We start from the raw sequence: 13,820 nt of genomic DNA, 5'->3' as shown, positions 1-13,820 counted from the left end.
GAATGAGAGGGCGGAATGGCGTTGCCGCCACCGCGGGTGATGAGGAAAGTGGAGTTGTGGGGAACTTGAGGGAAGTAGTCGTGGTCGGTTACGACCGCACGGCGCTGCTGGACCTGGCGGGGCCGGTAGAGGTGTTCCAGGCGGCGAACCACGGGGGTCAGCGCTACCGCGTCACCGTGGCCACGCTCGGGGGAGAACCGTTCACCGCCACCGCGGGGGTGCGGATCGGGGCAGGTGCGGACCTGCGCACGCTCGACCGGCCCATCGACACGCTGCTCGTCGTGGGCGGCTGGGGGTACGACGAGGCCGCGACCGACCCGGTGCTCACGACGCACCTGCGGCGGCTCGCGCTGAAGTCGCGGCGGATCGCGGGCGTCTGCACCGGTGCGGTGGTCCTGGCGGGGGCCGGGCTGCTGCACGGGAAGAAGGCGACGACGCACTGGGCGTTCACGGGCGAGCTCGCGGCGCGCGGGGTCGACGTGGAACCGGACGCGATCTTCGTGTGCGACGGTCAGGTGTCCACTTCGGCCGGTGTGACGGCGGGCATCGACCTGTCGCTCGCGATGGTCGAGCAGGACCACGGCCCGGCGCTGGCCCGCCGGATCGCGCAGTACCTGGTGGTCTTCCTGCAGCGCAGCGGTGGCCAGTCGCAGTTCAGCGTGCACACCCGCACGCCACCGGTGTCCGACGACGCGCTGAGGGCGTTGCTGGACGCGATCCACGCCGACCCGACGCGTGAGTGGACCGTGCCCGTCATGGCGCGCAGGGCGATGATGAGCGTCCGCCACTTCGCCCGCGTCTTCTCGCGCAGCGTCGGCATCTCACCCGCGCAGTACGTCGAACGGGCCCGCGTCGAGGCCGCGGCCGACCGCCTGGCCAGCACCGGTGACGGGCTGGACCTGGTGGCGCGGCAGAGCGGTTTCGGCTCGGCCGAGACGTTGCGCCGGGCCTTCCTGCGCGTGCTCGGCGTGTCGCCGGGCAGCTACCGCGCCCGCTTCCGGACGACGGGGGTCGCCTGATGGACGTCGCGTACGTGCTCTACCCGAACCTGACCGCGCTCGACCTGGTCGGGCCGTTCGAGGTGCTCGGCTGCGTGCCGGTGGTGACACCGCGCTTCGTCGCGCGGACGCTCGACCCGGTGCGCTCCGACAACGGCCTGACCATGGTGCCCACCGACACGTTCGACACGCTCAAGTCGGCGGACGTGGTCGTGGTGCCGGGGTCGGGCCGCTGGAGGGAGGTGCTGCGCGAGTCCGCCGAGCTGGTGGCGTGGCTGCGGGAGGTGCACTCGACGACGAAGTGGACGACGTCGGTGTGCACGGGCTCGACGCTGCTCGCGGAGGCCGGGGTGGTCACGAGGGCCACCACGCACTGGGCCGCCCGCGACGACCTGACCGCGCGCGGGGTGCAGGCGTGCACCGACCGGGTCGTGTTCGACGGCAAGGTCGTGACCGGTGCGGGCGTGTCGGCCGGCATCGACATGGCGTTGCAGCTGGTGGAACGCGAGTTCGGCACGGCGGTCGCGCAGACCGTGCAGGTCGGCATCGAGTACGACCCGCAGCCGCCGCACGCCTACGCGCAGATCCCGGCGGAGATCGAGCAGAACCTCAGGGCGCTGTTCGCCGCGAGCCCGAGCTGATCCGGCCGCCGGCCAGCTCCAACACCCGGTCGGCGGCGGCGTGCACGGCGTCGTGGTGCGTGGCGATCAGCACCGCGGCGCCGTCGTCGGCGACCCGGCGCAGCAGCCCGATCGTGGCGTCGGCGCTGATGGCGTCCAGGTGCGCGGTCGGTTCGTCCGCCAGCAACGCCGACGGCTTCGCGACCACCGCACGCGCCAGCGCCGCCCGTTGCTGCTGCCCGAACGACACCTGCGCCGGGTACCGCCGGGCCAGGTCCGCGATCCCCAGCTCGGCGAGCACGTCCGCCACCGGGTCGACCGGCAGCCCGCGCAACCGCAGCGGCAGCGCGACGTTCTCCTCCAGCGTCAGCTCGGTCGCGAGTCCCAGCGACTGCGGCAGCACCGCGCACGCCGACCACGCCACCGGCCCCGGCCTGACGGTGCCGGAGTCGGGGAAGTCGAAGCCGCACAGGACGGACAGCAGCGCCGTCTTGCCCGACCCCGACGGCCCGCTCAGCGTCACCAACTCGCCCGGTGCCACGGACAGGTCGACCCCGCCCAGCACCTCGACGCCGCCGAACGACCGCCGCACCCCCGTCGCGCTGATCACGACGCCACCAGCGGCACGCAGAGGTCGGCCAGCTCGACCAGCCGCGGGTCGTGCGAGGCCACCAGTGCGGGCGCCGGCAACGACGTCAGCATCTCCAGCACCAGGTCCGCCGACCGCGCGTCGAGCTGTGAGGTCGGCTCGTCCGCCACCACGACCGAGGCACCGCGCGCCAGCGCGCAGCCGAACGCGAGCCGTTGCTGCTGCCCGCCCGACAACGCCCCGATCCGCCACGTCCCCGACCCGCCCAGCCCGAGCCGGTCCAGCAGCGACAGGTCCGTCGCGCCCGCCGCCCGCAGGTTGTCGCCGACCGTCAGGTGCCCGATGAGGTTGTCCGCCGGGTTCTGGAACACGACCGCGATCTCCTTGCGCCGCAAGGACCGCAGCTCGCGCCACGACAGCTGCGAGGTCGGCCGGTCGTGCACGAAGACCTCGCCGGCGGACGGCCGTTCGACCAGCGACAGCACCCGCAGCAACGTCGACTTGCCCGACCCGGACGGCCCCGACAGCACGGTCAGGCCGGGCGCGGTGCGCAGCGACATGTCCGCCACCGCCCGCACCCCGCCGTAGGACACCCCGACGCCACAAGCGCGAATCACCTGAGCAGCTCTCCCATCCGCGCGGTGCGCACGCCGCGCAACGCGAGCCACGCCGCCGCCGCGACCACCGCCGCACCGCACACCACCATCAAGCCCAGCAACGGCACCAGGTCCGGCAGCACCGGTGCCGGGTTCAGCCACGGCGCCGGGTCCAGCCGCGGCACCGCGGCCCCCGCGCTCACGAACGACGCCACCGCACCGACCGCCACCGCCGCCACCGCGATGGCGCCCACCTCCAGCAGGTGGCTCGACCACAGCAGCGCGGGCTTCATCCCCATCCGCGTCGACAGCGCGCCCGACACGGCGTTCTGCCGCCGCCGCACCTCGATCGCCAGCAGCAGCGCCACCGCCGCCACCACCGCGAGCACCACGCCGATCGCCGCCACGAACCCGAACGTCCACTGCACGGTCAGGAACGGCAGCCCGTCGAGCACCTTCGCGCGGTCGGCGACGTTCGTGTAGTGGATGCCCGCCTTCTGCAGCTCCGCGGTCAGCGCGCTCACCGGCAGCGACGACCACAGGTGCCACGACCCGACCTGTTCGGGCGCGGGCACCGCGGACCGCGTGATGACGTACCCGCGGGTGCCGAGCTTCGGGAACGACGGCAGCGACTCGGACGGCTTCAGCAGCGGCAGGCCGGGGACCTGCATCTCCTGGTTCGCCGCGCGCCCGATCCGCACCGCGGAGGCGACCGCGCCGGTCTTGCGCAGGCCCGCCAGCACCGCCCGCACCCGGTCCGGGTCGCCGACGATGGCCGCGTCGGTGAACGTCGCCGGGTCCACGACGAGCGCGCCGGAGCTCACGCCGACGAGCGTTGTGGTGCCGCGCAACGACTCCGGCAGCGCCACCTTGCCGGTGGCGAGGTCCTGCGACACCTGCGCCGTGCTGTTGGCGCCCACGTGCACGGCGGACTTCGAGTCCAGCGCCGACCGCTGGGCACCGGCGACCGAGCTGCCGACCGCGATCGTGCCGACCGCCAGCACCCCCACGAGCACCACGCCGGTGACCGGTCCGGCGGCCGCGGCGAGCCGGCGCACCGCCAGCTGCGCGGCCGGCACCCGCCAGAACTGCACGCGGTGCGACCAGGTCAGCGTCCAGCGCAGCACCCGCGTGGCGAGCAACGCCGCCGCGAGCACCACCAGCAGCGGGAACGTCAGCGCCGCCGCGTCGATGCGCGGCAGCTCACCGGCCCCGGGCCGGGTGCCCAGCCCGTTCTCCGCGAGCCGCAGCCACGCGAGCACCGCGAGCCCGCCGACCGCGAGCTCCCACGGCAGCACGGCGAGCCGCCACCGCCGGGGCCGTCCCTGGAACGTCCGGTGCGTCCTCCAGCAGGCGGTCAGCACGGTCACCGCGAGGCTCAGCACCACCACGGCCAGCACCGCACCGAGCGCGGTCCACAGCGTTCCCGGCGCCGGCGCCGTGCCCGGCCCGTAGAGGGGCAGCAGCACCCGCGCGGCCACCAGTCCCAGCACACCGCCGAGCACCAGCGGCAGCCCCAGCTCCAGCACCCCGCGCAGGCCCAGCGCGAGCGGGCCCGCACCGCGCACCCACAGCAGCCGCAGCTCGGAGTGCCTGCGCTGGGCCCACTGCACGGTCACCGTGCCGACACCGGCGAGCCCGACGAGCACGCTCACGACCACCAGCGGCAGCAACGCCGACCCGACGTTGTCCCGCGCGGTGGCCGACGCGGTGATCGCGGCGCTGACGAGGTCGGTCCTGGTCAGCGGGAGGCCGAGCTTCGCCAGCAGCGCGTTCCCGTTGTCGCGCAGCGCTTCCGCCTCGGCGATGGTGGTCACCGGCTCGGCCGGGAACCGGATCGACACCGTGGCGCTGGAGAAGTCCGCCGGCAGCAGTGCGAGGTCGGCGGCCTGGTGCACCCAGATCACCGACGTGCTGGCGCCCTCACCGGCCAGCGGGTTCGGCACGACGGTCTTCGCCTCGGAACACCACCAGTCCGCCACCGGGTGCGCGAGGTCCGCGTAGATCGCGCTGACCACGAGCGTCGACCCGACGAGCCGGTCGCCGATCTTCACCTTCGCGGCGGACGCGACCGTCTGCGGCACCCACAACCCGGTGCCGCCGCCCTGCAGCACCCGCAGGTGCTCGGTGGCACCCGGCCGGTACCCGAACCGCGCGTAGGTCGCGAGCCCGGTGAAGTCCGGCCGCGCGATGTTGGTGTAGACGGCACCCAGGCCGCCGTTGGTCGTGGCCGTGCGGACGGCCTGCGCCAGCGGAATACCGTCGCCGTCGAGGGAGGGGTGCATCGACTGTGGACAGACGCGGCCCTGCTGGTAGGCGAGCGCCGCGCTGCCGGCCGCCGAGGAGTGCAGGACCGCCGCGGCCACCACGAAGCCGAGCAGCAACGTCGTCACGATGCTCACGACGAGCGTGAGCGGGCTCGACAGCGCTGCCCGGGGGGCGGCTCTCCACGGCAACTGCACCAGCGCACGCTAACCGGCGAGCTGCGTTTTCGGGAGCCCTTGGCCGTTCTCGTCGCCGGACCTACACCCAGCTCCACCGGATGCCGACCCAGTTCACCGACACGTTCGACTCGAAGTGGTGCACCGAGTGCGTGTGGTCGAGCGACAGGTCGATCGTGCGGTGCGGCTCGGTCTCCTCCCAGTCCTGCAGGTAGACGTGCGGGTCGACGGGCAGCGCGGCCGGGTCGAAGTGGACCTCGATCAGGCTCTGCGCGAGGAAGCACCGCACGCCGTGCGCGTACTCGACGCTGTCCACGCGCGTCGGGTCGTGGATCGAGTACTCGAACACCCACGTCTCGCCCAGCCGCAGCGGCCGGTCGAACAGCAGCTCCTCCACGGTCGTCCGGTCCTCCAGCACGGTCTGGCCGAGCCGGCAGTTGCGCAGCGGTTCGTGCGCCACGCGGACCAAGTCGTCGCCGTAGTAGTGCGCGTTGTAGCGGTCCACGCCGTCGGTGTGCGCGCGGACGACCATCTTCACCAGGGCGCGGGAAGCGTGCCGGTCGGCGTCGACGAACACCCGGTCGTGCCGGGCGACGACCTCCAGGTCGTTGGCGTCGAAGCCGGGCATCATGCCGGGCACGACGTCCGGCCAGCCGCTCGGACCGGTCTGCTCCAGCAGGTCCAGCAGCGAGCGGTGCGGGACGTCGAGCAGCTCCTCCAGCACCGCGACCGCGCGCAGCGACTTCGGCGAGACCGGCCGGACCCGGCCCTGCTGCCAGTCGCTCAGCGTCGACAGCGCGACCGGGACGTCCTGCTGGGCCAGTCGCGAGCGCAGCCGCTCCAGGGTGAGCCCACGCCGGCGGATCGCGGCTCTCAGCGCCGCGTGGAACGGCCCGATGCGCAGCAGTGCCTCGAGACTGGGCGTGGTGCTCACCCCCGTGAGCCTAACGACTCCGCGGAGCCCACCGGTTACAGCGAGAAGCCCTCCGGGAACGGGTCTGCCGGGTCGAGCAGGTACTGGCCCATCCCGGTGATCCACGCCCGGCCGGCCACCGTCGGCAGCACGGCGGTGCGGTCGCCGAGCGCGACCTCCTCCAGCAGCGTCCCGATGAAGCGGGTGCCGATGAACGACTCGTTCACGAACTCCGCGCCCAGCGCGAGCTCGCCGCGGGCGTGCAGCTGCGCCATCCGGGCGCAGGTGCCGGTGCCGCAGGGGGAGCGGTCGAACCAGCCGGGGTGGATGGCCATCGCGTTGCGCGAGTGGGCGCCGTCGTGACCGGGCGCGGTGAACTGGACGTGCTTGCAGCCGCCGATCGCCGGGTCGGTCGGGTGGACCGGCCGGTTGGTGCGGTTGATCTCGTCCATGATGGACAGTCCGGCGGCGAGGATGCGGTCCTTCTCCGCGCGGTCGAACGGGATGCCGAGGTCCGCGAGCGGCAGGATGGCGTAGAAGTTGCCGCCGTAGGCCATGTCGTAGCGGACCTCGCCGAGACCCGGCACGGTGACCGCCGCGTCGAGCTCGTGGGCGTAGGCCGGGACGTTGCGGATCGTCACGAGCCTCGTGCGGGTGTCGTAGTCGGCGAGCACCAGACCGGCCGGGGTGTCCAGCCGGACCGTCGTCACCGGCTCGGTCACCGCGACCATGCCCGTCTCGACCAGGACCGTGGCCACGCCGATGGTGCCGTGACCGCACATCGGCAGGCAGCCGGACACCTCGATGTAGAGCACGCCCCAGTCGGCGTCCTGACGGGTGGGCGGCTGGAGGATCGCACCGCTCATCGCCGCGTGGCCGCGCGGTTCGTTGACGAGCAGCTTGCGGACGTGGTCGTGGTCGGAGATGAAGTTGAGCCGCTTGTCGGCCATCGTCTCGCCGGGGATGACGCCGACGCCGCCGGTGATGACGCGCGTGGGCATGCCCTCGGTGTGCGAGTCGACCGCGCTGAAGTACCGGGCGAACCTCATGAGGTGGCCAGCTCCATGTCGGCCTCGATCCGGGTGCGCTGCGCGTCGGACAGCGGGCCGCGCGGGGGACGGCACGGTCCGCCGAAGCGGCCGACGAGGTCCATGCAGTACTTGATGGCCTGCACGAACTCGGTGCGCGAGTCCCAGCGGAAGGCGGGCACCAGGCGTTCGTACAGCGACCGGGCCTCGTCGAGCTTGCCGGCCCGCGCGAGGTCGAACAGCTCGGCCGACTCGGCCGGGAACACGTTGGGGTAGCCCGCGAACCAGCCGGTGGCGCCCATCAGCAGGCTCTCCAGCACCACGTCGTCGGCACCGGCCACGACGGTCAGGTGCGGTGCGGCGGCCCGGATCTCCAGCACCCTGCGCACGTCGCCGGAGAACTCCTTCACGGCCACGACGTGCTCGATCTGCCCGAGCTCCGCGATCAGGTCCGGCGTGAGGTCGACCTTGGTGTCGATCGGGTTGTTGTAGACCATGATCGGCAGACCGGCCTTGGCGACCTCGCGGAAGTGGTGCACGACCTCGCCGCGGTTGGCCCGGTACATCGTGGGCGGCAGGCAGAGCACGCCGTCCGCACCGTCCTCGGCGGCCAGTTCGGCCCAGTGGCGGGCCTGGTGCGCGCCGACGCCGTGCACGCCGACGACCGCGATGCCCTTGCCCTTGACCGCGGCGATGGCGGTCTGCGCGACCTGCCGGCGTTCGGCGTCGGTCAGCGACGAGTACTCGCCGAGCGAGCCGTTCGGGCCGACGCCGCGGCAGCCGGACTCGACCACCCAGCGGCAGTGCTCGGCGAACCGGTCCAGGTCGGGCCGCAGCCCGGCGGGAGCACTGGCGTCCTCCTTGTACGGCAACGCGGTGGCGACGATGACGCCGTCGAGGCGTTCGGTCATGAGTCCTCCTCGGGGAGCGCGGCGAGTTCGCCGAGCGGGATCGGGACCGCGATCACGCGGCGCTGGTCGTCGAACGGGATGCCGGTGAGTTCGGCGGCGTTGCGGGCGCAGATGCGGCCCTGGCAGCGGCCCAGCGCGACCCGGCTGGTCAGCTTGAGCTCGCGCATGGTCGTGGCGGCGGCGGTGTCGAGCGCCGCGCGGGTCACCTTCTCGCAGCGGCAGACCGTGGTTTCCGGTGTGAGCCAGGTCCGCCAGCCGGGCCGGACGGCGTGCACCCGCGCCAGTGCCGCGGCGAACAGGCGGCCGTCGCGCACGGCCTTGAGCGCGGACGCCGGTGGTTGCCGCCCGGCGGCCGCGGCCCCGGCGACGACGCCCTCGGCCTCGGACAGGTCGGCGCCGCCGATGCCGGTGACCTCACCCGCCGCGTACACGCCGGGCACCGAGGTCCGCTGGTGGTCGTCCACGTCGTAGAACCCGCCGGTCCTGGCGGCGTGCGGGACGAGGTCGGCGCGCGGCAGGAAGCCGTAGCCGACGCACACGAGGTCTGCCCGCACGGTGCGGTGGCCGACCGGGCGCCAGGCGCTGTCGAGCTTCGCGACGGTGACGCGGTCGCCGTGCTTGGCGACGACGGCGGTGCGGGTCTCCAGGCGCGGCAACACCTTCCGGTACCGCGCGAGCTCGGCGATCTTGTGCCGGTTCGCGGCGACCGCCCTGGCCTCCTTCGCCCACGCCAGCGGCGAGTTCGCCTCGTAGACGCCGACGAGGGTGGCGCCGAGGTCCTGCAACGCGGTCGCGACCGGCAGCAGGAACGGGCCGGTGCCCGCGACCACCACGCGTTCGGCGAGCGTGACGCCCTGCTTGGCCAGCGCCTGGGCGGCACCCGCGGTGATCACGCCGGGCCCGTCCCAGCCGGGGAAGGGCAGCGGGCGGTCGTAGGCGCCGGTGGCGACGACCAGCGCGTCGAACGGGAGCTGCCGCGGGCCGCGCAGGTGCAGGACGCCGTCCTCGACGAGCCACGCCTCGGTGTCGCGGAGGTGGGTGACGCCGGGGTGCGCGAACGTGGTCCTGCCGCGCAGGAACTGGCCGCCCGCCTCGGGTTCGGAGTCGACCATGACGACGTCCGCGCCCGCGTCGGCGGCGGTCCTGGCGGCGGCCATGCCGGCCGGTCCGGCACCCACCACCACGACCCTCACGACGTGGTCCTGATGGTGTCGCCGTCCGCGAGCCGGTGCCGGCAGGCGCGGACCTCCGGGGTCCCGTTGATCTCGGCGACGCAGCCGAAGCAGACGCCGATGCCGCAGAAGAACCGGCCGGGCAGCAGCTCCGCGACGTGGTCGGCCTCGCGGGGGAGGCCGTTGAACGTGACCTTCACACCAGCACCTCCGGCCGGTCGACGCGGAACGGGTGGGGATCGACGTGCGGCGCGGCACCGGTGAGCAGCTCGGCGAGCAGCCGCCCGGTTGCCGGTGCGAGCCCGACACCGGCGCCCTCGTGCCCCGTGGCGTGCCACAGGCCCGGTGTGCGCGGGTCCTCGCCGATGATCGGCAGGTGGTCCGGCGCGTACGGGCGGAAGCCGCCGTACGCGCGCATGACCGGCACTCCGGCGAGCATGGGGAACATCGCGATCGCTCTCTGCGCCAACGCCTTCAGGACCTTCGACTCGATCGTGTCGTCGAACCCCTTGCGCTGCCGGCTCGACCCGATCAGGACCGTGCCGGCCTGCGTCGACTCGACCACGCCGGAGGTCTGCAGGTCGGCCTCGCCGCTCGCGACCGCGCCGACGTAGTCCGCGTCGTAGACCTTGTGCCGGATCGTGCCGGGGATCGGTGTGGTGACGAGGACGACGCCGCGCCGGGGCAGGACGTTCACGCCGAACCGGCGCGCCCACGGCCCGGTCGCGTTGACGACGGCACCGCAGTGCAGGACGCCCCGGTCGGTGGTGACGGACCTGCCGTCCACCGCGGACGTCTCCGCCTGGAGGACCCGGATGCCGCGCAGCAGGATCCTCGTCGCCTTGACCGGGTTGAGCTGGGCGTCCTGGAGGTAGTGGACCGCGGCGGTGACACCGGGGTTGAGGTGCGGTTCGCACGAGAGGGCTTCCTGCGCGGTGAGCTCGCACGCGTCGATGCCCGCGGCGCGCTGCCCGGCGGCGAAGGCCCTGAGCGGTTCGACGGCCTGCTCGGTCGTGGCGACGACGAGCCCGCCCTTCTCCTCCCACTCCGCGTCCTGCGCCAGCTCCGGCCACAGCTCCCGGCTGGCTCGGGCGAGCTCCAGCTCCGGTCCCGGTCCCTTGTCGCTGACCAGCACGTTCCCCTCGCCGGCCGCGCTGGTGCCCGCCGCCGGCCCGTGGCGGTCGACAACCAGGACGTCGAGCCCGCGCGCCGTCAGCGCCTGCGCGCACGCGGCCCCGACGATCCCCGCTCCCACCACCACGACGTCCGGGTGCATCACTCCACCTCCGTTCAATAGAATGAACGTTAGTGCTTCGGGTACTCCAGCACCAGTACCGAGCTGACCTCACCGCCGACGGTCTCGTACAGGTGCGGCACCGAGCCGGGGAAGCACACGTAGTCGCCGGGCCCGAGCTCGAACGGCGAGTCCGTCGGCCCCACCCGCAGCGTCCCGCCGGTGACCAGCACGTGCTCCTTGCCGGGATGACCTTCGCTGGTCTGCGTGGCGCCCGGCCGCACACGCTGGTCGTAGATCTCGATGACGGTGTCCGCGACGTCCATCCGGCGCATCAGCCGCAGGTCGACCGCGTTGCTGCTGAGCTGCTCCACGTCCCTGGCCCGCACCAGGATGACCTCCGGCGCCGTCCGCTCCGACAGCAGCTCCGACACCGGCACGTTCAAAGCGTTCGACAAACTGAACACTGTCTCGATGGTCGGGTTCCCCGACCCGCTCTCCAGTTGCGACAGCGTGCCCTTCGCGATCGACGACCGCCGCGCGAGCTCCGACAACGACAACCCGCGCTGCTCGCGAAACGCCCTGATGTTGGCGCCGAGCACCCGACCCGCACTCATACCGCGAGATCGTTGCATAGGCTGACCGCATGACTGCCTACACGGAGGCGGAGGGCCAGACGCTCCGCACCGCCGTCTTCGGTGCCATGGTCCTGGTCTCCACCGCGGACCCCGGCGCCGTGGACGAGGAGAGCCACGCCGGCATCCGCGCCATGACCCTGCTCTCCGACAACCTGCGCGAAGTGATCGCCGGGGCCCCACCGTCCCTGCCTCGCGGCTCGTCGGCCGACGTGGAGGAGGGCGTCCTGACCGCGCTGCGCTCCGCCGTGGACATCATCGCCGCGCACGAGCCGCGTGACGTGCCGATCTTCCGCGCGGCGGTGGCGGAGATGTGCCGGTCGGTGGCCGGGGCCGACGGGGCGGTGGCGGTGGCCGAGAAGGCGGTGGTGGAACGGGTGGTGGCGGCGCTGGGCTCCTAACCGGCCTGCTCGCTCTCCCGCACGAGCCCGCGCAACGCCTCCGTCACGTCGTCCGGCAGCCAGCTGACTGCGAGCAGTTCGTTCCACATCGGCGGCATCGGGCCGAGTGCGCCGCGTGCGGTCTCGACCGCCGCGTCGCGGTTCCCGCAGAACGCCAGTGCTTCCGCATGGTGCAGCCGCACCGTCTGGTCACGTCTTCTTGCGGCCAGGTACTTCAGGTAGCCGCACAGGTCGCGGAAGCCGGCCAGGGCCTTGGCCCGCGCCTCGACGTGCTCCGCCAGCAGCACGTCGAGGCGCGCCTCGTTCAGGAGCGAGCCCGTGTCGTCCGCGGTGATCCTCTCCGCCGCCCGGTAGGCGTCGCGCGCCTCCGTCAACGCCGCCCGGTCGTGCCGGACCCTGGCTCGTTGCCAGCAGACGTCACCGAGCGCTCGGCGGGACTCGGCGTCCGACTCGTCGAGCGCGGTGGCGGCGTGCAACGAGGCGACGGCTCCGTCCAGATCACCCGCCGCCGCGAGCGCGAGGCCCAGCTCACGGGTCCAGAGAGCGGAGCTCGGCCGGCGCTGCACGGCGGTGGTGAGGGAACCGACGGCGCGGCGGGGATCTCCTGCCGCGCGATAGGCCCTGCCGAGCTCGCCGTGAGCGTCCGCGTCGGCGGGGTTGATCTCGACAGCACGCCGGAGCAGGTCGATCCGGTCGTGGCCGGAGGCGAGCAGGGCGGCGCTGCGCAGCTCGCCGGTGCGTTCCCGCCGCAGCTTGCTCACCTCGGCGGTGAGCTGGTCGTACTCCGCTCTGGACACGGTGATCTGGTCGGCTCCGTGCCGCACCATGCTGTCGACGTGGCCCAGGTCCAGACCGTTGACGATCATGTTGGTGATGGTGGTCCGCGCACGCTCCAGCTCGGCCGGGTCGCTGCTGTAGAGCACCGCGCGCGTAGCCGCCACGTTGAACATCACGTCCCGCTCGGGGTTCTGGCACACCGGGATGGTCACGTTGTCCCGCAGCGCCCACCGCGCCCCGAGCTCGAGGTACACGTTGGGGTTCGCGTCGGTCAGGTCGGCGATGTAGATCGTCGCGCTGACCGCCTCGGCGAACATCGTGTGGTGGATCGGTCCCGCGGCCTGCCGGTCCCGTTCCACCAGCACGTCGACCTCGCACCCGAGCCGCTCGCCGACGGCGGCACCGACCGGGCGGTACAGGTGCGCCTTGATCGCGTCGAGATCGGTCCACTTCCCCGGACCGTCGAGGATCCGGCCGGGAGAGGCGACGAAGGTCCTCAGCCGTTCCGTCACGTCGTGCTCGGCCGGGACGCCAGCCACGCGCTGTGCTCCTTGCTGATCGCCCCCTCGGCCTCCGCCACCGCGGCGGGCCAGTCGGCCTCCTCCACGTCGGCGAGCCGTTCGTAGATCAGCGCCAGGTCGCTCGCGGCCGCGGAGTAGCCGAGGGACAGGTTCTCGTGCTGCTTGAGCCCCAGCCACGCCGCGCCGCCGGCGACCGCCGCCGCCATGACGCCGGACATGTCGACGTCCCAGGCGCCCATGACGCGGGCGCCGGCGAACAGGATCGCGACGAACTCACCGGCGATCAGCAGCATGCGCCACAGGTTCGCGCGGAACTCGTTGGTCGCGGCGCGGGCTTGGTACCACTCCAGCTGGTCCTTCACCCGGCCCTCGCGGTAGGCGGTGCGGCGGTCGGCGAAGGGCTTGCGGCGCAGTTCCTCGCGGCGCTCGGCGCCGGAGGGGTTCGTGCTGGCCAGGCGGAGCTTCTTGCCGTGTTCGGCCACGACCTCGGCGATCCTGAGCTGCAGCAGCTGCTTGGCGCCGGCTCCGGTGAACGGGTCGGCGCCCATGGCGTAGCGCCACACCAGCGACTTGATCTGCTCGGCGACGGCGCGGCCGGCGTTCCACTTCTGCTCGGGGTGCTGCGCCCACAGCAGGATCTCCGTGAACAGCGCGACGAAGAAACCGGCCAGGGCGACGAACGCCCACAGGTCGTAGGTGCCGCCGATCTTCCACTTGAACGCGCCGCCGATCGCGGCGACCACGGCGCTCACCAGCCGCACGCGGCTGAGCAGCAACGTCTTCCGCTGCCCTTGGCGGGACGCCTCGTCCGCGTCGTGGAAAAAGCCGGGCAAGTCCGCGTCGGTCATGTGCTCCCTCTCCGCCAACGCTGATCGTCTGCCTCCGAACGTTGTGGTATCACGTCCCGCTCCAGCGTGGAGGAGGTACCGCGGACGAGCCGGGGTGTTCACCCGGACAGCCGAGAGGCGGCTGCTGCTTTCGCGG

The 13,820-nt window shown here is 73.0% G+C and carries 15 protein-coding genes; 3 read left to right on the top strand and 12 right to left on the bottom strand.

All coding sequences use genetic code 11. The features are described 5' to 3' along the window. Window positions 1-80 precede the first annotated feature (80 nt). Both ACZ7CD_RS27485 and ACZ7CD_RS27480 read left to right on the top strand, forming a co-directional pair. Window positions 81-1,019 (top strand): GlxA family transcriptional regulator, encoded by a 939-nt coding sequence (locus ACZ7CD_RS27485; RefSeq protein ID WP_360392715.1) that lies wholly within the window; start codon window positions 81-83, stop codon window positions 1,017-1,019. Next, window positions 1,019-1,639, top strand: coding sequence for a DJ-1/PfpI family protein (locus ACZ7CD_RS27480; RefSeq protein ID WP_360392718.1), 621 nt, complete (start codon window positions 1,019-1,021; stop codon window positions 1,637-1,639). Before ACZ7CD_RS27485 ends, ACZ7CD_RS27480 begins: the two co-directional genes overlap by 1 nt. Here the strand turns inward: ACZ7CD_RS27480 and ACZ7CD_RS27475 are convergent. From ACZ7CD_RS27475 to ACZ7CD_RS27430, 10 genes are all read right to left on the bottom strand, one after another. Next, a complete protein-coding gene (locus ACZ7CD_RS27475) occupies window positions 1,608-2,228 on the bottom strand; it encodes an ABC transporter ATP-binding protein (RefSeq protein ID WP_470380022.1) in 621 nt (206 codons plus the stop codon). The two genes, ACZ7CD_RS27480 and ACZ7CD_RS27475, sit on opposite strands and share 32 nt — an antisense overlap. Continuing rightward, on the bottom strand, window positions 2,225-2,824 hold the full coding sequence (locus ACZ7CD_RS27470) for an ABC transporter ATP-binding protein (protein ID WP_470380021.1): 600 nt from the start codon (window positions 2,822-2,824) through the stop codon (window positions 2,225-2,227). Before ACZ7CD_RS27470 ends, ACZ7CD_RS27475 begins: the two co-directional genes overlap by 4 nt. Further along, window positions 2,821-5,265, bottom strand: coding sequence for an ABC transporter permease (locus tag ACZ7CD_RS27465; protein WP_470380020.1), 2,445 nt, complete (start codon window positions 5,263-5,265; stop codon window positions 2,821-2,823). Before ACZ7CD_RS27465 ends, ACZ7CD_RS27470 begins: the two co-directional genes overlap by 4 nt. A gap of 61 nt (window positions 5,266-5,326) precedes the next feature. Then, window positions 5,327-6,178 (bottom strand): hypothetical protein, encoded by an 852-nt coding sequence (locus tag ACZ7CD_RS27460; protein ID WP_360392726.1) that lies wholly within the window; start codon window positions 6,176-6,178, stop codon window positions 5,327-5,329. 35 nt (window positions 6,179-6,213) lie between these two features. After that, window positions 6,214-7,206: a proline racemase family protein gene (locus ACZ7CD_RS27455; RefSeq protein WP_470380019.1), complete on the bottom strand. Its 993-nt coding sequence runs from the start codon at window positions 7,204-7,206 to the stop codon at window positions 6,214-6,216. Then, the gene (locus ACZ7CD_RS27450) at window positions 7,203-8,096 is read right to left on the bottom strand and encodes a dihydrodipicolinate synthase family protein (RefSeq protein WP_470380018.1); all 894 of its coding nucleotides are present in this window, start codon (window positions 8,094-8,096) and stop codon (window positions 7,203-7,205) included. The genes ACZ7CD_RS27455 and ACZ7CD_RS27450 overlap by 4 nt, the downstream gene beginning before the upstream one ends. Beyond that, window positions 8,093-9,289, bottom strand: a complete 1,197-nt coding sequence (locus ACZ7CD_RS27445) for an FAD-dependent oxidoreductase (RefSeq protein ID WP_470380017.1) — start codon at window positions 9,287-9,289, stop codon at window positions 8,093-8,095. The genes ACZ7CD_RS27450 and ACZ7CD_RS27445 overlap by 4 nt, the downstream gene beginning before the upstream one ends. Beyond that, entirely contained in the window at window positions 9,286-9,468 is a 183-nt protein-coding gene (locus ACZ7CD_RS27440) for a 2Fe-2S iron-sulfur cluster-binding protein (protein WP_458431381.1), read from the bottom strand. The genes ACZ7CD_RS27445 and ACZ7CD_RS27440 overlap by 4 nt, the downstream gene beginning before the upstream one ends. Beyond that, window positions 9,465-10,544, bottom strand: a complete 1,080-nt coding sequence (locus ACZ7CD_RS27435; protein WP_470380016.1) for an NAD(P)/FAD-dependent oxidoreductase — start codon at window positions 10,542-10,544, stop codon at window positions 9,465-9,467. Before ACZ7CD_RS27435 ends, ACZ7CD_RS27440 begins: the two co-directional genes overlap by 4 nt. 29 nt (window positions 10,545-10,573) lie before the next feature. Then, a complete protein-coding gene (locus ACZ7CD_RS27430; RefSeq protein ID WP_360392744.1) occupies window positions 10,574-11,119 on the bottom strand; it encodes a helix-turn-helix domain-containing protein in 546 nt (181 codons plus the stop codon). Between the two features lie 29 nt (window positions 11,120-11,148). Here ACZ7CD_RS27430 and ACZ7CD_RS27425 point away from each other — a divergent pair, with 29 nt between their 5' ends. Then, complete coding sequence (locus tag ACZ7CD_RS27425) at window positions 11,149-11,538, top strand: hypothetical protein (RefSeq protein WP_470380015.1); 390 nt, start codon at window positions 11,149-11,151, stop codon at window positions 11,536-11,538. Here the strand turns inward: ACZ7CD_RS27425 and ACZ7CD_RS27420 are convergent. Beyond that, a complete protein-coding gene (locus tag ACZ7CD_RS27420; protein ID WP_470380014.1) occupies window positions 11,535-12,854 on the bottom strand; it encodes a tetratricopeptide repeat protein in 1,320 nt (439 codons plus the stop codon). The genes ACZ7CD_RS27425 and ACZ7CD_RS27420 overlap by 4 nt on opposite strands. Next, the gene (locus ACZ7CD_RS27415; protein WP_470380013.1) at window positions 12,824-13,684 is read right to left on the bottom strand and encodes a DUF4231 domain-containing protein; all 861 of its coding nucleotides are present in this window, start codon (window positions 13,682-13,684) and stop codon (window positions 12,824-12,826) included. The genes ACZ7CD_RS27420 and ACZ7CD_RS27415 overlap by 31 nt, the downstream gene beginning before the upstream one ends. Window positions 13,685-13,820: the final 136 nt, after the last annotated feature.

The organism is Lentzea sp. NPDC036949 (assembly GCF_055608075.1).
The sequence above is the reverse complement of the archived record's forward strand: the minus strand, read 5'-3'. Positions and strand labels throughout refer to the sequence as shown.